Raw genomic sequence first — 14,201 nt, 5'->3', positions numbered from 1 at the left:
ACCACGTGGAGGCAATGATGCCATGCAAACCAAGAAGCCCTCAATGGCAAAAGGCGATGGAGCAGGCCCGAAGGATCAGCCGGTGTGCGACCAGCGCCGGCAAGCGTCGGTCCGTTCGGGCGTGGGCGCAGAAGTGCAAGGCCGCGCTGAGGGGAGGGCCATGCGCTGGCTCATAACCGATGAAGAGGATCAGCGCCTGCAAGGGCTGACCGCGGATGCCCAGGTGCTATACATGCGCGGTTTTCGCCGTTCCATGGACTTCGAGACGGGCATCGCCGAGATCGGCCTGGCCTTGCTCAGGCAGAAGATCGAGACCATCCCCGATCCGAAGAGTCGCATCCAGGAGCGCCGGGTCGAGAGCATTTCCAATCACTACATTCGGGCCCGCATTGCGGAGCTGGAGCGGGCCGAGCTGATCGAGAAGATCCCCAAGGAAGATCGTTTCGGGAGGCCGCAATACAGGTGCCTGGCGGCCCCCTACGCAGAGGTGTGCCCAAAATCTGGACCGCAAGAGAACCGCAAGGGCCGAACCGCAAGCACAACCGCAGGCGAGAGTGCAGACGTGGTGCGCCTTGAGGACCACTGGACCGCAAGGGGAACCGCAAATGAGCCGCAAGGGCACAACCGCAAGAGGTCAGGGGGTCCGGGGTATATAAGCACCTCTGACGAGGTGCTTGTCGACGACGCCGCTTCGCAGGCGCCGTCCACTCCCTCCAGCACCGCACCGGATTGCCCTCATCGAGAGATTATCCAGGCCTACCACGACGAGCTGCCGATGTGCCCCCAGGTTCGTCCAGAGCTGTGGAAGGGGGAGAGGGCGGCCAAGCTCCGCGCTCGCTGGAGAGAAGACGAGAAGCGCCAGAACGTGGACTGGTGGCGCAAGCTCTTCCGCCGGATCCGTCAGACGTGCCCGTTCCTGATCGGCCAGTCTGAACCGCCCCCGGGGCGCCGGCCCTTCCAGGCCGACCTCGAGTGGATCGTCAGCCCCAAGAACTTCGTCAAGATCCTGGAGGGCCGCTATGTCGATAACGGCTGAGGCAGAGCAGTCCGTCCTGGGTGCGGTAATGCTGGACCCGGAGGCGTTCGACGACATCTCCGGGCTGATCCGGGACACCGACTTCAACAACGATGCGCACCGCGCCATGTGGAGAGCCGCGGCGGACCTCGCGGCCACCGGGCAGCACGCGGACATCGTCACGCTGAGCTCCCGGCTCCGAGAGCGGGGCGAGTTGGACCGGGCCGGGGGCATGCAGTACATCGGATCGCTGTCCAGGTCCGTACCGTCAGCGGCCAACGTCCGGCAGTATGCCGAGATCGTCCGCAGGCAGGGGCTGCGCCGCGAGGCCGCCTCCATCGCTTCGCAGGCGTCGAAGGATGTCATGGAGGCGGAGGACCCGGTGGCGGCCCTCGATCAAGCCCAGTCCGCGATGCTCGCGATCGGTGACCGAGGGCAGGGCGGCCCCGCACGGGCTGGAGATAAGCTCGGCGCCTGGATGGATCGGCTCGATGCCCGATACCAGCGCGGGTCCACCATCACCGGGTTGCCGACCGGCTACGCGGACGTCGACGCCATGACCGCCGGGCTCCAGGGCGGTGACCTGATCATCCTTGCCGCCCGGCCTTCCATGGGCAAGACGACCTTCGCGCTCAACGTGGCCGAGTATGCCGCTGTGCGCGATGGCAAGTCGACGGCGGCTTTCAGCCTGGAGATGGACACCGAGTCATTGCTCGACCGCTCCGCGGCCAGCCTGAGCGGTGTCCCGCTTGATCGCGTACGTCGCGGGACGCTGGAAGACGGGGACTGGTCGCGTATCAGTCGCGCTCAGGAGCAGATCGCGCCGGCGCCTCTGTGGATCGACGAACAGGCCGCGCTATCTGCTCCGGAGATCGCATCCCGCTGCCGCAGGCTCCAGCGCCGTGAGGGCCTGGGGTTGGTCGTCATCGACTACCTGCAGCTGATGACCCCGCCGAAAGCTGAGAGTCGGGCGCGGGAGCTCGCGCTGATCACGGGTCAGCTCAAGCAGCTGGCGAAGGAGCTGGACGTCCCTGTGCTGCTTCTCTCGCAGCTCAACCGCGCGCTGGAGCAGCGCCAGAACAAGCGCCCCATGATGTCCGACCTGCGCGAGAGCGGATCCCTGGAGCAGGACGCAGACCTGATCGGGTTCCTGTATCGCGACGAGGTCTACCACTCGCCCAGTCGCACGCCGGGGGTGGCAGAGCTGATCATCGCCAAGCAGCGCCAAGGCGCGACCGGCACAGTGCCGCTCAAGTGGCGCGGCGAAGTCTCTCGCTTCGACTCGCTGGATCCTGACGCCAAGGCCCAGTTCTGGACGGCGCAGCAGGAAGGCTCAGGCAAGCAGCAGTCAGGAGGGGCATTCGATGACCTGTGAAGTCCAGACTCCAGCTACCCGCAAACACGATCCGGCGAGCAGCCATCACGCCGAGCGCGAAATCACCGGAAGCGGGGCCCGGGCGGCCCAGCAGCGGCAGGCGGCCGAGGCGGTGCGCCAGAACCCGGGGGTGACCTCTTCGGAGCTGGCCCGGCGCAGCGGCATCGACCGCCACACCCTAGGCCGGCGCCTCCCGGAGTGCGAGACAGCCGGGGCCGTGATCCGTGGCACCCAGGTTCGCGACCCGGAGACGGGGCGCCTCGGGGTGTCCTGGTGGCCGGCAGAGTACACACAGGATCACCACCGTCGGGACTGCCTCGATGCGGAGCGCATCTGCCGGATGACGGATCGCAGAGAACGTCGCCGGGCTCTGGCCAAAATCCACGGTGACCGCGGAGAGGAGGCGGCCGGCCGGGTCCGGCGGCTCGTCGAGCAAATCTGGAGCGAGCGAAAAGGAAGGGCGGCCAATGCTGGATGACGTGATCACGCGCCGGGAAGTGGTCGTTGCTGCCGCGTCGGCCGTGGCGGTGGCCGCGGTGCTCATCGGCGTCGGCCTGGCCGTCGGCGTCTACTGGTGCCCGCTGGGATAGGAGTAGCCCGATGAAACCGACAGTGCTGATCGACTTTGACGGCGTGCTGCATAGATACGAGAGCGGCTGGAAGGGCCCGCGCACGATTCCCGACGGGCCTGTTGATGGTGCGATCGATTTCCTTCTGGCGTGCCTCTCCGAAGGCCTCGAGGTTGCGATCCACTCGTCCCGGAGCCACCAGTTTGGTGGTCGACGGGCGATGAAGCGGTGGATTGCGCGCGTAGCGGCGATGGACTTTTTGCGTGAATCCAAGAGCTTAGACCGATGGGCCCAAGCAGGGTATCCCTTCGGAATGGACCCTCTTGAGGTTGAAGCGGATTACGCGGGCCGCTGGCTCGTACGCCAAATCCGTTGGCCGAAACACAAGGTCCCCGCCATCGTGCAGCTGGATGACCGCGCGGTGACTTTCACCGGCTCATTCCCGGATCCGGCCGGCCTGGCGTCCTTCAAGCCCTGGAATCGGTAGCGATGGGAGAAAAGCGCCGCTACGTCATCCGGCCTGAAGATGCGGAGTCCGGCTGGCCGGTGGCCGAGCGCTGCGCCCGGGCGCTGCGTCAGGCCTGCGAGCGGCTCAAGCGTGACGGCGGCGCCCCGGTGGAGGTGGTCATCGGGGAGTACCGGCGCCAGCGCTCCCTCGAGCAGAACCGGCTCTACTGGGCGGCCTACGTGCGCCCGCTGGCGGACCACTGCGGCGTCGCCCCGATGGAGATGCACCGCTACCTCAAGTGGCAGTTCCTGGAGCCCGTGCTGGTGGTCGACCCGTTCACCGGCGAGATCCTGCGCGAGGGCGAGCCGACGACCACGGGCCTTACCACAGCAGAGTTCAACCAGTACCTCGAGATGATCTCGGCCATGGCCGCCGAGCAAGGCGTGCACCTGCCGACGGCCGGGGAGCACGCGGCCACCTACGGGTGGCCGGAACCAGAAGCGGAGGCGACATGAACCTGATCGGCTACAGAACCAAGCAGTGGGCACGCGAGAACGAGCTCACGCACACCGGGCTCCTTTTTGGGCTCTTGCCCGTCTATGTCGGCGACCTCGGCACCGAGGCGCCGCTGGTGGTGCACCGGTGGGCGCCTACCGAGCTCCTGGACGACCCGCTTTCATGGCTCTGGGGCCTGGTCTGGGACACCACCCAGGACGAGCCCCTCGAGTTCGGCATCCGGATCACCGGGCAGCTGTAGCGATGGGCCTTAAGCGCCAGGCCATCCGCAGCCGCCGGCTCCTGGAGTCGGCCCGGGGGCGCCCCTGCGAGCTGCGCGTGCCCGGGGTGTGCCAAGGCGGGACCGAGACGACCGTGGCCGCTCACAGCAACTGGGGCGAGCACGGCAAGGCCGCCGGCCAGAAAGCAGACGACATCTTCCACGCCCGGGCCTGTTCGGCCTGCCACCGCTGGCTCGACGAGGGGCCGGCACCGGATTCCGAGAAGCGCGAGGCCTTCCATCGGGGGCTCGCCCGAACCTGGCGCCGGCTGTGGGAAGAGGGCGTGATCCGGGAGGGGTAAGCCATGGGCCATGTGGGGCTGGTCATTGAGGTGCGACGGCTGCGCCAGGAGGCGGCCGGGCAGCGGGGGTGCGACGTGGATGTAGCGATTGCGGAAGGCTTGCGAAATGGAGGATGGATTGTGGACCAGGCAGACCATGCGGCAGAGCTCCAGGAAGGCATGAACCAGCGGGCTCTGGACGGGCGAACCCAGTACACCGGCGAGAGCGCTGAGCACTGCCAGCAGTGCGATGAGCCGATCCCTGAGGGTCGGCGATAGGCGGTGCCGGGGGTGCAGCTCTGCGTCGAGTGTCAAGAGGCGGCCCAGAGGATGCGCTGGTGATGGCAGCCGGGCCGACCGAGCGGACGCTGCAGCGGCTCCGGCGCGAGGGCTGGACGGCTGAGGTCGTCGAGCGGTGGATACCGCAGGCGCGGCGGCGCAGGGATCTGTTTGGCGTCGTCGATGTTTTGGCGCTGCGTGGCGGCGAAACCCTGGCCGTGCAGGCGACGAGCCGGAGCAATGTGGCGGCGCGAATCAGCAAGATCCGTGAAAGCGATGCGTTGCCGCTGATCCGTGAGGCCGGGTGGCGGATCGAGGTCTGGGGCTGGGCGCGCGACTCAAAGGGCAGGTGGCAGGTGCGAGTGGAGGACATGAGCGAATGATCGACACGGGCAGCGCGCGAATCGCAATCATCCGGGCGACGATGCTCGGGCACGAATCGGCCGAGGACGATCAGATCAGGTACGGCCACAAGATTCAAAAAACCCGGGCGGCGAACACCGCCGGGAGTATTGCCCACGGCATTTGTGCCGGCGAGATTCTTGCCGAGGTGGATCGGCAGCGCGAGCCCGTGCGCAGCTGGCTCTATATCGCGTATGCCGAGCCGCCGTGGGAGTGGATTACTTACGCCATGCTGGAGCGCGTTCATTTGGCGCTGCGTGCGGAGTGGCGTGAGCGGTGCGGCGCGAACATCAGCGATCAGCGCGAAGCCGAGCTGTTGCGGACGGCCCTGAATGACAAAAGGCGCACGCTGAATGACGGCGACCGGGCATTGAAACCCGGCGACTATACCCGGGCGATTGGGATTCCGCGCGAATCGTGGTCGCGGCACTATCGCGAATATGCAGACGCGGCGAAAGGCATCATCGACGATTGGGACCGGGAGGGTCGCGGCGCGGTGGCTGCGATGCTGAGAAATGTATTGCAGTCAGCGTCTTGACTATCAAGACCTGATTGCCTAATATGGAAATTAGAAACCTGTCGCTTAATGACAGGCCCATCCGGGGAGTCGGCTGAAACCCGTCAGCACCGATCCCGCTGATGGCAACCGCGGCAGTCGGCTCCGGCCAGATGGCGCGTTCCCCGTCATGGGCTAGTGAGACTCCTTTGGGAGCCGGCTAACTGGAGCTGCGATCCAGGATAGAAGGCCCGGCCATTGCGGTCGGGCCTTTGTTTCTTACCAGTCCCAAACAGGCGAGCGAGCTTCGCGCTGCGGGTCAACATCGGCCGGCTCGTGCCAAGTGGCCCAGCGTCCAGCGGTATCGTCCCAGCGCTCGATGTAGTCGTCGCAGTAGCCGCCCTGCTGACGGGCGCCGCGGCGCTGACGCTCCAGTGATTCCAGAGCGCGGTCGAGCTTGCGGTGGTTGCTGACGATCCCGGCGTTCGGGCGCACGACGCGGTAGCGACAGTCGGTCATTGGTCGATCTCCTCGGTCTCGTGTTGTTGCCAGGGCTCTAGGCCTTCGGATACTGCGGCGCAGGCTAGGGCGAGACAGCCGGACGGGTTGCGCTCGCCGGCCTCCCAGCTCTGGAGGGTGCGCGTGGGCACCCGCAGCGCTTCGGCGGCGGCACGCTGGGACAGGCCCAGCGAGCGGCGCCACCGCTTGAGGCCGTCAGGCGTCATCGTCAGTGAGCCCGAAGAATTTGGCGGCTTGCTCGGGTGTGGCGTTGTTGCTCCACATCCAGCGGATCGCCTCGTCTCGGATCTCGTCGTCGAAGAGTTCGACAACACCGCTGTTGTCGAGGGCGGTTTTGGCGTCGTCGGTCGTGGTGTAGTTCATGGCTGCGTCCTCTTTGCTGTGTTTCCTTAACCGTCACCTATAGAGTATCCCACTATGTGGGATAGGTCAACAGGGTAGAGAGGATTTTTTGATGCGCGTCGAATCCGTCGCTGAAGGCTGGCAATGGTGGATCGCCTCGGCGGCCGGTGTCGGCGTGCTCGCGTGGATCGCCCCGCATCAGCTGTCGGTCCTGGCTTGGATCGTGACGCAGCTGGCCGTCGGCGCGATGGCTGGCTATTGGATCGACCGCGCCCTGTTCCCTCATGCGCGGCCCGGTGACGTGGATGGCGACGCCGTTGAGGCCCGCCACGCTCGCTACCGCCGGGCCGGTCTGATCGCTGCCGGCTGTCTCGGCGCAACCATCGGCCTGTAGCCATGCGCGACAAGCGACTCGACCGCCGCGACCGACTGGCGTGGCTGGTCGGCGCTGTCGTGCTCGCGCTGCTGACGTTGCCGGCGCGGGCTGAGATCCCTGAGCAGGCCGGGCAGTGGCAGCGGGAAGTGACCCGGGCGGTCCAAGCCGAGCATGGCCTGTCCGGGCCGGTGGCGCTTCACGGCGCGCTGATTCATCAGGAAAGCCGGTGGCGGCCGGATGCCGAGAGCCCGGTCGGTGCTCAGGGCCTAGCGCAGATCATGCCGCAGACGGCAGAGCACATCGGCGAGCTGGTCGGCGAGCCGGTAGACCCGCTCGACCCGCGCCAGGCAATCCGCGCAATGAGCGCATACACCGCGTGGTTGCACGGGCAGATCGACGCCGCCGACAGGTGGGCGATGACGCTCTCGGCGTACAACGGCGGCATCGGCTGGCTGCAAAGGGATCGCGCGCAGGCCGATGATCCGGCCCGGTGGTGGTGCAGCGTTGAGGGCGTTCAGACGCGAGGCGATGCGGCTCAAGAAGAAAACCGCGACTACGTGCGCGAGGTGATGCTGCGGTATCAGGGCCGATACCTGCGCGCCGGGTGGCGCGGGCCGGAGGTGAGGCGGTGACCCGTCGAATCAAGGCGGCCATCGCTGTCGCTGTCGTGGCCGCGATCATCGCCGCCGGCTGGGCATGGCGCGACGCGATTCAGGAGGCCGCCCGTCAGGCTGTGATCGGCGAGGAGCTGCGCCAGGAGCTGCGCGAGTCGGAGGCCGAACTGCAGCGCGAGCGCGAGCGCCGTGAGCAGATCAGCGACGTGGCCGAGCAAAGGCTGGAGCGGCTGGAGGCGCTGCGCGAATCCCGGGACGAGCTAGAGCAGGCGATCAGCGATGACGACGAGACTGCGCAATGGGCTGATCGTGAGCTGCCTGAGCGTGTCCGCGGCATCCTGCACAGGGACGCCGGACCCGGTGACGGTGACGAGGACTGAGGTGGTCACGCCGCCCGCGCAATGGATGACATGCCCGGCCGTACAGCCGGCACCCATGGACACCAACCGCGACCTGCTCGACTACACGCTGCGCCTAGAGACGGCGCTGGCGACGTGCAGGGTTCAGATGGCCGCGATCCGCGAATGGACAACCGACGAGGCCGGCGAATGACGGGCGAATCGAACAAGGAAATTTGGGAGCGCGTCGGCCAACTCGACGGCCGCCTCAGCGCTGTCGAGCAGAGTCAGCACCGGATCCTGCAGGAGCTCTCTGGTATCCGAAACGCGGTCCATGAGGTCGCGCGCCGGCTTGATCGCGGCGCCGGGTTTTGGGCTGCGGTGGTTCTGATTGCGAGCTTGATCGGATCGCTGGTCGGCGGCGGCATCTGGACGATGGCGCAAGCTGAGGTCGGGCCGTTCGATTCGGCCGGTGAGGCTATCGAGGAGCGGGTGGAGTAGCTGTGTGCGAGCGCTGCCCGGTATGCGATGGCGGCCCGCTCGTGGCCCGGACAGGGAATTGCTTGATCGTGCACCGGTGGCGCGCGGCACTTAGACCATCGCTTTACTCGGAGTGCCAAGCGTGCGGCTCAGAAGTGACCACGCCCGAGCAGGCGCGAGAGAACAAGGCGGACGCCGTCGCCTACAGGCGGCAGGTCGACCAGGAGGTCGGTGATGTATGAGCGTTGCCCGATCTGCGGCCAAGGCACGATGGAGCCGCGCGAGAGCGTCATCCGGGCAACCCTCTCCGGCCGGGCGGAGGCAATCGGCTGCCGGTACGCGGCATGCGATCGGTGCGGACACCGGGCTACCGACCGCCGGCAGATCGAGCAGGCGGCCAAAAAGCATCGACGCTGAACCAACCCAGGAGGCACCCCATGGAACGCTACGACAAAGAAGCGCAGCAGATGGAGCAGCGCTCCGGCCGCGCCGAGCACTCCCGGCGCTCCGGCGAGTCCGGCCACCAGGAGACCGGCAAGGCCGAGCGCAATGACTCCCGATCCCGCGGTGGCGACCGCAGTGCCAGCTTCGGCTCGGCAGGCCAGTCCCGGCGCAGCGGCGAAGAGTCCGCGACCGAGGTCGGCAGGGCCGTGAAGCCGGGCCGGTAACAGCAGATGCCCCGCCTCCGGGCGGGGCCAGGAGGGATCCCCGTGGCAAAGAGCAAGGCTGACTGGGAAGCGATCGAGCGAGAGTACCGCGCCGGCGTCCTCTCGGTCCGTGAGATCGCCCGTCGCTACGGGATCACGGAAGGGCCGATCCGGCGCAAGGCAAAGGAAAAGGGCTGGGAGCGCGACCTCACCCAGAAGGTCAAGACGCGAGCCCAGGAGAAGCTGTCACGAAGCGGCGAGGACGCGTCCGGGGCGCAGGACGCAACCGGGGACGCAACGGCAACGCGGGTCGACGAGGAGCGCGCTGTCGAGGAGAACGCGGATCGCGTCGTCGGGGTGGTGACGCTCCATCGACGCGATATCCGCACCGGTCGAGAGACGGTCGAGATGATGCTCGACGAGCTCCGGGCCGAGTGCAAGATGCCCGGCTTGTCCGACATGGCAGAGCAACACATCGAAGAGAGCGGCGCCAGTCAGCGTGAGGCACAGACGATCCGCAAGGCGGTGTCGCTGCCCGGGCGCGCCGGCGTGATGCGCGACCTCTCGCAGTCCATGCAGCGACTGATCAACCTGGAGCGCCAGGCCTACAGTATCGACGACGACTCCGGCGACGAAGCCGGCGGCCTGGCTGAGGCACTGTCCAAGGCACGGCGGCGAGCGCGGCAGATCGAGCAGGATGACGACAGCTGAGTCGGACCTGGTCCAAGAGATCGCGGCGTGCTGGGATGATCCGCTTCGGTACGTGATGCTGGCGTTCCCGTGGGGCGAGCCCGGCACACCCCTGGCAGACCAGGACGGGCCGGACGAGTGGCAGGCGGCGCAGCTGCGCGACGTGCGCGACCACATTCAGGCCGGGAGACAGATCAGCTACCGCGACGCGACGAGCTCAGGCCATGGCATCGGGAAGACGGCCGAGACCGCCTGGCTGATCCTGTGGTTCATGTCGACCCGGCCGCACTGCGCCGGGGTGGTCACGGCCAACACCCAGAGCCAGCTCAAGAGCAAGACCTGGCGCGAGCTGTCGATCTGGCACAAGCGCGCGCTCAACGCCCACTGGTTCAAGTGGACCGCGACGCGGTTCTTCGCGATCGAGGCCCCGGAAACCTGGGGCATCGATGCGATCCCCTGGAGCGAGAACAACCCCGAGGCGTTCGCCGGCCTACACGCTGACGACGTGCTGGTGATCTACGACGAGGCATCGGCGATCGCCGACAGCATCTGGGATGTCTCCGAGGGCGCGATGACGACGCCCGGAGCGTTCTGGATGGCCTACGGGAACCCGACGCGCACCGATGGCCGGTTCGCGCGCTGCTTCGGCGCGGACCAGCACCGCTGGAACACCCGGAAGGTCGACAGCCGCTCGGCCAAGATGGTCAACCGGGAGGAGATCGACCGCTGGGTTGAGGACCACGGCGAGGATAGCGACTTCATCCGCGTCCGCGTGCGAGGGGAGTTCCCCAGGGTCTCGGCGTCTCAGCTGATCGAGCCGGAAGCGATCGTAGCAGCCCGGCGGCTCGAGCTCGGGCCTGATGTCTACAACCGCTACCCGCTCATCCTTGGCGTCGACCCGGCGCGATTCGGCGACGACCGGAGCGTGATCATCGCGCGCCGCGGCCCGAAGTCGTGGCTGCCGAAGATCTACCGCGAGATCGACACCATGGAGCTCGCCGGCCACGTCGCCGAGCAATACCGGGAGTGGAATGCCGACGTGGTCACGGTCGATGGCACCGGTGTCGGCGCCGGAGTGGTGGATCGGCTGCGAGAGATCGGCATCCCTGTGGTGGATGTGCAGTTCGCAGCCCAGGCATCCGATCCGCGCCAGTTCGTGAACCTCCGGGCTCAGGCCTGGTGGCGCACCCGAGAGTGGATCCAGGGCGAGTGCGACTTGGCCGACTCGGATGAACTCGAGCAGGACCTGCTCGCGCCTCAGTACGGCTACGACAACAAGCTGCGCCTGCAGATCGAATCCAAGGACATGATCAAGCGGCGCGGGCATGCGTCGCCGGACGCCGCCGAGGCGCTGGTGACGACCATGGTCGACGAAGCGATCCAGACCGGCCTGACCGGCGGGCGCACCGCGCGCCCGGTGCGGAGGGTCGGCAGCAAGGGGTGGACGTGAACATGCAAAACCTGGAGTTCCGAGTCTATTACGACCGGCACACCCACTCTGTTCTGATTTATCCGGTGGTTACCGAAAACGGAGAGATCACCGGCTATTGCTCCGGCCTAGAAATGGTGTGGAGCGACTACCAGAAAGGGATGCAACTGGACCCGGAGGCATCAAGGTTTCGGGTGGACGTTGACGCAGCTCAGGAGCTGGTCGATTCGCTCTGGGCTCAGGGTATTCGTCCGAAGCGGGCCCAGCAGGGCAGGCCAGCAGAACGCGAGGGCAAAGCGGCCGAGGCGAACCAGGACCTCAAGGCCGAGCGCCAGCGCGTAGACCGTCTTCTGAGCGTTATCGAAAACCAGAACGCCATGATCCGAGAACTGGCGCGGAAGGCTGGCGAGGTGGATCGAGAGCCTGGAGGCTCCGATGGCTGAGGCTGTGCGCGGCCACCAGGCGGTGGGTGAGATCATCGAGGCGGTAGGCAAGACGCTGTCGCGCCTGGCGTCCCGAAGGCTGACCAAGGAGCTCTGGGGGTATCGCGACGACCTGGGCGTGGCCGTGCTCTATTCGCGCAAGCGCAACGGCATCGTCCGCTTCCGGTTGGTCACCGCAGATGAGCACCGGATCGACATCGACTACGACATCAACTCGACGAGCAAGCGCTACATCGACGAGATGATGGACCACCTGATGATCGACCTCGAGCGCAAGCGCGCCGAGGAGCAGCGCAGCAGCCGCATCATCCTCCCCACTTACGGTGTGACCCATGCCTAGCGGACGCGGACTGGTAGTCGTCCTCAGCAACGACGACATTGAGCAGCAGCACCGCAGCGAGGCGGAGGCGCGGAGCCGGCAGGAGTCGATCGAGAGCCAGCTGGTGGGCCATATCCGCCACGCCTGGCAGCGCGCGCACCGCGCCAAGCAGCGGGCCGAGCGGCGCATGCTCTCCAACCTGCGCCAGCGCAACGGGGAGTACGACCCGGACAAGCTCGCCGCGATCCGGCAGCAGGGCGGCAGCGAGATCTACATGATGCTGACAGCCGTGAAGTGCCGGGCGGCGAAATCATGGATCCGCGACGTGCTCATGCCCGCCGGGGATCGCCCTTGGGATCTGCAACCGACCAGCGAGCCAGACCTCCCGCCGGAGGTGGAGCAGCGCCTCGTCGAGCGGGTGATGTCGGACGCCGAGCAGGCCATGGCTCACGGCCACCCGGTGGCGCCAGACCAAATCCGCAAGGTGACCTCAGATCTGCGGGACAATCTTAGAGAGGGCATCCGGAAAAAGGCGGAGAAGCGCGCCGAGCGCATGGCCGAGACCATCGAGGGCTTGTTGGATGAGGGCGGCTGGTCGCGGGAGTTCGATGCCGTCATCTCCGACCTGGTCGACTTTCCAGCCGCGATCCTTAAGGGGCCGGTCGTCCGGCAGCAGGAGCGCCTGACTTGGAGCGAGACGGGCGACGCCGCGGTTTACGCCGACCTGATCCCCACCGTCGAGCGTGTCTCTCCGTTCGATATCTACCCGGCCCCGGGCGCCGAGGACGTCGACGACGGCTACGTCATCCAGCGCCACCGGCTGACGCGCTCCGACCTGTACGGCCTGATCGGCGTGCCTGGGTACGACGAGGAGGCCATTCGCGAGGTGCTGCGCGAGCACCGGGACGGCGGCCTGACCGAGTGGCTGGCGCAGACCCTGGACGACGCCGAGGCGCGGGCCAACGACGACGATACCGCAACGCTCAACGAGGACTGGATCGACGCCCTGGAGTACTGGGGCGAGGTTCCCGGCAGCAAGCTCATCGACTGGGGCATGCCGGAGAGCGAGGTGGGCGACCCGGACCGCGACGTCTCTGTCTGCGCATGGCTCATCGGCAGGCATGTGATCAAGGTCCAACTTAACCCGGATCCGCTCGGCCGCAAGCCCTACAGCAAGGCCAGCTTTGAGAAGGTGCCGGGCAGCTTCTGGGGGCGCGGCGTTCCGGACCTGATCTCGGACTGCCAGGACATCTGCAACGCCGCAGCCCGGGCCATGGTGAACAACATGGGCATCGCGTCCGGCCCCCAGGTGGCCATCGACGTGGATTCTCTCCCGGCCGGGGAGGACGTGACGCAGATCTACCCGTGGAAGATCTGGCAGATGCAGTTCCCCACGGGCGGCCAGGGCGGGAAGCAGGTGCCGCTGCACTTCTTCCAGCCCAACCCCATGACCGACGCGCTGATGGCCGTCTACGACAAATACTCGAAGATCGCCGACGAGCACAGCGGCATCCCGGCCTACACCTACGGCTCAAGCGACGTGGGCGGCGGCGGCCGCACGGCCAGCGGCCTGTCGATGCTGATGAACGCAGCGTCGAAGGCGATCAAGAACGTGGTCAGCCACATCGACCAGGGCATCATCGTGCCGACGGTCCGGCGGTACTTCTACTGGGTCATGCGCTATCACCCGAGCTCGGATATCAAGGGCGACGCCCAGGTAGTGGCCCGCGGCGCCATGGCCTTAGTGGCCAAGGAGCAGCTGCAGATGCGCCGGCTGGAGTTCCTGCAGCACACGGCGAACCCTATGGACTCGCAAATCGTCGGCCTCGAGGGCCGGCGCGCACTGCTGGCTCGGATTGCCCAGGACCTCGACGTGCCGAGCGAGGACGTGGTGCCGGACCAGGATACCCTGGAGCAGCGCATCCAGCAGGAGCAGCAACAGCAGGCGCAGCAGCAGGCACAGCAACAGCCGGCGCCGCGTGAGGCCGAGCTCGACGGCGCCCCGGCCGGGGAGATGCGCGGATGAGGCGCATGGATCGCCCGGGGCGAGAGGTCCTGCAGGCCTTGGCCCGGCTCGACGGCAACCCAGACTTCGATCGCGTGATCGGGTGGCTGCAGGACAGCCGGCAGCGCCAGGTCAACGCGGCCATTCAAGAGCGCGACGAGGCGGAGCTGCGCCAGACTCAAGGGGCGGCGCAGGCCCTCGACGAGCTCATCGAGCACACGCAAGGCGCCCGCGAATCACTCAAGCGGGGCCAGCGCTGACGACACCCCAGCGGGCCGTCAGCGATTCCGTGTAGCCGCCTCCGGGCGGCTTTTTCGTGTCCGGCAGGACGACATCCACATGCGACACCCAGGAGGGCC

The 14,201-nt window shown here is 67.0% G+C and carries 26 protein-coding genes; 23 read left to right on the top strand and 3 right to left on the bottom strand.

Annotated elements, in window-relative coordinates; translation table 11 throughout:
• The first annotated feature begins 22 nt into the window (after positions 1-22).
• The 11 genes from CCR79_RS02485 to CCR79_RS02440 all read left to right on the top strand — a co-directional run bounded on the left by CCR79_RS02485 (position 23) and on the right by CCR79_RS02440 (position 5,682).
• Complete coding sequence (locus tag CCR79_RS02485; RefSeq protein ID WP_201168344.1) at positions 23-1,036, top strand: hypothetical protein; 1,014 nt, start codon at positions 23-25, stop codon at positions 1,034-1,036.
• Positions 1,020-2,390, top strand: coding sequence for a replicative DNA helicase (gene dnaB / locus CCR79_RS02480; RefSeq protein WP_201168343.1), 1,371 nt, complete (start codon positions 1,020-1,022; stop codon positions 2,388-2,390). Before CCR79_RS02485 ends, dnaB begins: the two co-directional genes overlap by 17 nt.
• The gene (locus CCR79_RS02475) at positions 2,380-2,868 is read left to right on the top strand and encodes a MarR family transcriptional regulator (protein WP_201168342.1); all 489 of its coding nucleotides are present in this window, start codon (positions 2,380-2,382) and stop codon (positions 2,866-2,868) included. Before dnaB ends, CCR79_RS02475 begins: the two co-directional genes overlap by 11 nt.
• Complete coding sequence (locus CCR79_RS13790; protein WP_274601221.1) at positions 2,858-2,980, top strand: hypothetical protein; 123 nt, start codon at positions 2,858-2,860, stop codon at positions 2,978-2,980. The genes CCR79_RS02475 and CCR79_RS13790 overlap by 11 nt, the downstream gene beginning before the upstream one ends.
• A 10-nt stretch (positions 2,981-2,990) precedes the next feature.
• Complete coding sequence (locus CCR79_RS02470) at positions 2,991-3,446, top strand: hypothetical protein (RefSeq protein WP_201168339.1); 456 nt, start codon at positions 2,991-2,993, stop codon at positions 3,444-3,446.
• A 2-nt stretch (positions 3,447-3,448) separates the two neighbouring features.
• The gene (locus CCR79_RS02465; protein WP_201168337.1) at positions 3,449-3,922 is read left to right on the top strand and encodes a hypothetical protein; all 474 of its coding nucleotides are present in this window, start codon (positions 3,449-3,451) and stop codon (positions 3,920-3,922) included.
• Positions 3,919-4,164, top strand: a complete 246-nt coding sequence (locus tag CCR79_RS02460) for a hypothetical protein (RefSeq protein WP_201168335.1) — start codon at positions 3,919-3,921, stop codon at positions 4,162-4,164. Before CCR79_RS02465 ends, CCR79_RS02460 begins: the two co-directional genes overlap by 4 nt.
• 2 nt (positions 4,165-4,166) lie before the next feature.
• Positions 4,167-4,484: a nuclease domain-containing protein gene (locus CCR79_RS02455; RefSeq protein WP_201168333.1), complete on the top strand. Its 318-nt coding sequence runs from the start codon at positions 4,167-4,169 to the stop codon at positions 4,482-4,484.
• Positions 4,485-4,487: 3 nt separating this feature from the next.
• Positions 4,488-4,742, top strand: coding sequence for a hypothetical protein (locus CCR79_RS02450; RefSeq protein ID WP_201168331.1), 255 nt, complete (start codon positions 4,488-4,490; stop codon positions 4,740-4,742).
• Positions 4,743-4,804: 62 nt separating this feature from the next.
• Positions 4,805-5,125 carry a hypothetical protein gene (locus CCR79_RS02445; protein WP_201168330.1) on the top strand — a complete coding sequence of 107 codons (321 nt, stop codon included), beginning with the start codon at positions 4,805-4,807 and terminating at the stop codon, positions 5,123-5,125.
• Entirely contained in the window at positions 5,122-5,682 is a 561-nt protein-coding gene (locus CCR79_RS02440) for a hypothetical protein (protein WP_201168328.1), read from the top strand. The genes CCR79_RS02445 and CCR79_RS02440 overlap by 4 nt, the downstream gene beginning before the upstream one ends.
• A 237-nt stretch (positions 5,683-5,919) precedes the next feature.
• Here CCR79_RS02440 and CCR79_RS02435 read toward each other — a convergent pair whose 3' ends face one another.
• The 3 genes from CCR79_RS02435 to CCR79_RS02425 are packed head-to-tail and all read right to left on the bottom strand — an operon-like array spanning position 5,920 to position 6,522.
• Positions 5,920-6,159 (bottom strand): hypothetical protein, encoded by a 240-nt coding sequence (locus tag CCR79_RS02435; RefSeq protein WP_201168326.1) that lies wholly within the window; start codon positions 6,157-6,159, stop codon positions 5,920-5,922.
• Complete coding sequence (locus CCR79_RS02430) at positions 6,156-6,365, bottom strand: helix-turn-helix domain-containing protein (protein WP_201168324.1); 210 nt, start codon at positions 6,363-6,365, stop codon at positions 6,156-6,158. The genes CCR79_RS02435 and CCR79_RS02430 overlap by 4 nt, the downstream gene beginning before the upstream one ends.
• A complete protein-coding gene (locus tag CCR79_RS02425; protein ID WP_201168322.1) occupies positions 6,355-6,522 on the bottom strand; it encodes a hypothetical protein in 168 nt (55 codons plus the stop codon). The genes CCR79_RS02430 and CCR79_RS02425 overlap by 11 nt, the downstream gene beginning before the upstream one ends.
• Before the next feature lie 91 nt (positions 6,523-6,613).
• On the opposite strand from CCR79_RS02425, the gene CCR79_RS02420 reads away from it, so the two are divergent.
• The 12 genes from CCR79_RS02420 to CCR79_RS02370 all read left to right on the top strand — a co-directional run bounded on the left by CCR79_RS02420 (position 6,614) and on the right by CCR79_RS02370 (position 14,102).
• Positions 6,614-6,895: a putative holin gene (locus CCR79_RS02420; protein ID WP_201168320.1), complete on the top strand. Its 282-nt coding sequence runs from the start codon at positions 6,614-6,616 to the stop codon at positions 6,893-6,895.
• A gap of 2 nt (positions 6,896-6,897) precedes the next feature.
• A complete protein-coding gene (locus CCR79_RS02415; protein ID WP_201168317.1) occupies positions 6,898-7,509 on the top strand; it encodes a transglycosylase SLT domain-containing protein in 612 nt (203 codons plus the stop codon).
• Positions 7,506-7,871 (top strand): hypothetical protein, encoded by a 366-nt coding sequence (locus CCR79_RS02410; protein ID WP_201168315.1) that lies wholly within the window; start codon positions 7,506-7,508, stop codon positions 7,869-7,871. Before CCR79_RS02415 ends, CCR79_RS02410 begins: the two co-directional genes overlap by 4 nt.
• Entirely contained in the window at positions 7,771-8,043 is a 273-nt protein-coding gene (lysC, locus tag CCR79_RS13605; RefSeq protein WP_242510796.1) for an Rz1-like lysis system protein LysC, read from the top strand. The genes CCR79_RS02410 and lysC overlap by 101 nt, the downstream gene beginning before the upstream one ends.
• Positions 8,040-8,330: a hypothetical protein gene (locus tag CCR79_RS02405; RefSeq protein ID WP_201168313.1), complete on the top strand. Its 291-nt coding sequence runs from the start codon at positions 8,040-8,042 to the stop codon at positions 8,328-8,330. Before lysC ends, CCR79_RS02405 begins: the two co-directional genes overlap by 4 nt.
• Positions 8,331-8,746: 416 nt before the next feature.
• Positions 8,747-8,977 carry a hypothetical protein gene (locus CCR79_RS02400; RefSeq protein WP_201168311.1) on the top strand — a complete coding sequence of 77 codons (231 nt, stop codon included), beginning with the start codon at positions 8,747-8,749 and terminating at the stop codon, positions 8,975-8,977.
• Positions 8,978-9,019: 42 nt separating this feature from the next.
• Entirely contained in the window at positions 9,020-9,667 is a 648-nt protein-coding gene (locus tag CCR79_RS02395) for a hypothetical protein (RefSeq protein ID WP_201168309.1), read from the top strand.
• Positions 9,654-11,096: a hypothetical protein gene (locus tag CCR79_RS02390; protein WP_201168308.1), complete on the top strand. Its 1,443-nt coding sequence runs from the start codon at positions 9,654-9,656 to the stop codon at positions 11,094-11,096. The genes CCR79_RS02395 and CCR79_RS02390 overlap by 14 nt, the downstream gene beginning before the upstream one ends.
• Positions 11,093-11,518, top strand: coding sequence for a cell envelope integrity protein TolA (locus CCR79_RS02385; RefSeq protein ID WP_201168307.1), 426 nt, complete (start codon positions 11,093-11,095; stop codon positions 11,516-11,518). The genes CCR79_RS02390 and CCR79_RS02385 overlap by 4 nt, the downstream gene beginning before the upstream one ends.
• A complete protein-coding gene (locus CCR79_RS02380) occupies positions 11,511-11,858 on the top strand; it encodes a hypothetical protein (RefSeq protein ID WP_201168306.1) in 348 nt (115 codons plus the stop codon). The genes CCR79_RS02385 and CCR79_RS02380 overlap by 8 nt, the downstream gene beginning before the upstream one ends.
• Positions 11,851-13,863 (top strand): portal protein, encoded by a 2,013-nt coding sequence (locus CCR79_RS02375; RefSeq protein ID WP_201168304.1) that lies wholly within the window; start codon positions 11,851-11,853, stop codon positions 13,861-13,863. The genes CCR79_RS02380 and CCR79_RS02375 overlap by 8 nt, the downstream gene beginning before the upstream one ends.
• Positions 13,860-14,102, top strand: coding sequence for a hypothetical protein (locus CCR79_RS02370; protein WP_201168302.1), 243 nt, complete (start codon positions 13,860-13,862; stop codon positions 14,100-14,102). Before CCR79_RS02375 ends, CCR79_RS02370 begins: the two co-directional genes overlap by 4 nt.
• The last annotated feature ends 99 nt before the right edge of the window (positions 14,103-14,201 follow it).

It is taken from the genome of Halorhodospira halophila, from assembly GCF_016653405.1.
Taxonomy (GTDB): domain Bacteria; phylum Pseudomonadota; class Gammaproteobacteria; order Nitrococcales; family Halorhodospiraceae; genus Halorhodospira; species Halorhodospira halophila_A.
This window is presented reverse-complemented; position numbering and strand designations above follow the sequence as displayed.

What these genes read in the sequence shown, in the direction of transcription:
- CCR79_RS02370 (WP_201168302.1), top strand. Translation starts at nt 13,860, where the DNA reads ATGAGGCGCATGGATCGCCCGGGGCGAGAGGTCCTGCAGGCCTTGGCC.
- CCR79_RS02470 (WP_201168339.1), top strand. Translation starts at nt 2,991, where the DNA reads ATGAAACCGACAGTGCTGATCGACTTTGACGGCGTGCTGCATAGATAC.
- CCR79_RS02435 (WP_201168326.1), bottom strand. Translation starts at nt 6,159, where the DNA reads ATGACCGACTGTCGCTACCGCGTCGTGCGCCCGAACGCCGGGATCGTC.
- lysC (WP_242510796.1), top strand. Translation starts at nt 7,771, where the DNA reads ATGACGACGAGACTGCGCAATGGGCTGATCGTGAGCTGCCTGAGCGTG.
- CCR79_RS02400 (WP_201168311.1), top strand. Translation starts at nt 8,747, where the DNA reads ATGGAACGCTACGACAAAGAAGCGCAGCAGATGGAGCAGCGCTCCGGC.
- CCR79_RS02425 (WP_201168322.1), bottom strand. Translation starts at nt 6,522, where the DNA reads ATGAACTACACCACGACCGACGACGCCAAAACCGCCCTCGACAACAGC.
- CCR79_RS02415 (WP_201168317.1), top strand. Translation starts at nt 6,898, where the DNA reads ATGCGCGACAAGCGACTCGACCGCCGCGACCGACTGGCGTGGCTGGTC.
- CCR79_RS02405 (WP_201168313.1), top strand. Translation starts at nt 8,040, where the DNA reads ATGACGGGCGAATCGAACAAGGAAATTTGGGAGCGCGTCGGCCAACTC.
- CCR79_RS02430 (WP_201168324.1), bottom strand. Translation starts at nt 6,365, where the DNA reads ATGACGCCTGACGGCCTCAAGCGGTGGCGCCGCTCGCTGGGCCTGTCC.
- CCR79_RS02475 (WP_201168342.1), top strand. Translation starts at nt 2,380, where the DNA reads ATGACCTGTGAAGTCCAGACTCCAGCTACCCGCAAACACGATCCGGCG.
- dnaB (WP_201168343.1), top strand. Translation starts at nt 1,020, where the DNA reads ATGTCGATAACGGCTGAGGCAGAGCAGTCCGTCCTGGGTGCGGTAATG.
- CCR79_RS02375 (WP_201168304.1), top strand. Translation starts at nt 11,851, where the DNA reads ATGCCTAGCGGACGCGGACTGGTAGTCGTCCTCAGCAACGACGACATT.
- CCR79_RS02450 (WP_201168331.1), top strand. Translation starts at nt 4,488, where the DNA reads ATGGGCCATGTGGGGCTGGTCATTGAGGTGCGACGGCTGCGCCAGGAG.
- CCR79_RS02485 (WP_201168344.1), top strand. Translation starts at nt 23, where the DNA reads ATGCAAACCAAGAAGCCCTCAATGGCAAAAGGCGATGGAGCAGGCCCG.
- CCR79_RS02390 (WP_201168308.1), top strand. Translation starts at nt 9,654, where the DNA reads ATGACGACAGCTGAGTCGGACCTGGTCCAAGAGATCGCGGCGTGCTGG.
- CCR79_RS13790 (WP_274601221.1), top strand. Translation starts at nt 2,858, where the DNA reads ATGCTGGATGACGTGATCACGCGCCGGGAAGTGGTCGTTGCTGCCGCG.
- CCR79_RS02440 (WP_201168328.1), top strand. Translation starts at nt 5,122, where the DNA reads ATGATCGACACGGGCAGCGCGCGAATCGCAATCATCCGGGCGACGATG.
- CCR79_RS02465 (WP_201168337.1), top strand. Translation starts at nt 3,449, where the DNA reads ATGGGAGAAAAGCGCCGCTACGTCATCCGGCCTGAAGATGCGGAGTCC.
- CCR79_RS02455 (WP_201168333.1), top strand. Translation starts at nt 4,167, where the DNA reads ATGGGCCTTAAGCGCCAGGCCATCCGCAGCCGCCGGCTCCTGGAGTCG.
- CCR79_RS02460 (WP_201168335.1), top strand. Translation starts at nt 3,919, where the DNA reads ATGAACCTGATCGGCTACAGAACCAAGCAGTGGGCACGCGAGAACGAG.
- CCR79_RS02380 (WP_201168306.1), top strand. Translation starts at nt 11,511, where the DNA reads ATGGCTGAGGCTGTGCGCGGCCACCAGGCGGTGGGTGAGATCATCGAG.
- CCR79_RS02420 (WP_201168320.1), top strand. Translation starts at nt 6,614, where the DNA reads ATGCGCGTCGAATCCGTCGCTGAAGGCTGGCAATGGTGGATCGCCTCG.
- CCR79_RS02445 (WP_201168330.1), top strand. Translation starts at nt 4,805, where the DNA reads ATGGCAGCCGGGCCGACCGAGCGGACGCTGCAGCGGCTCCGGCGCGAG.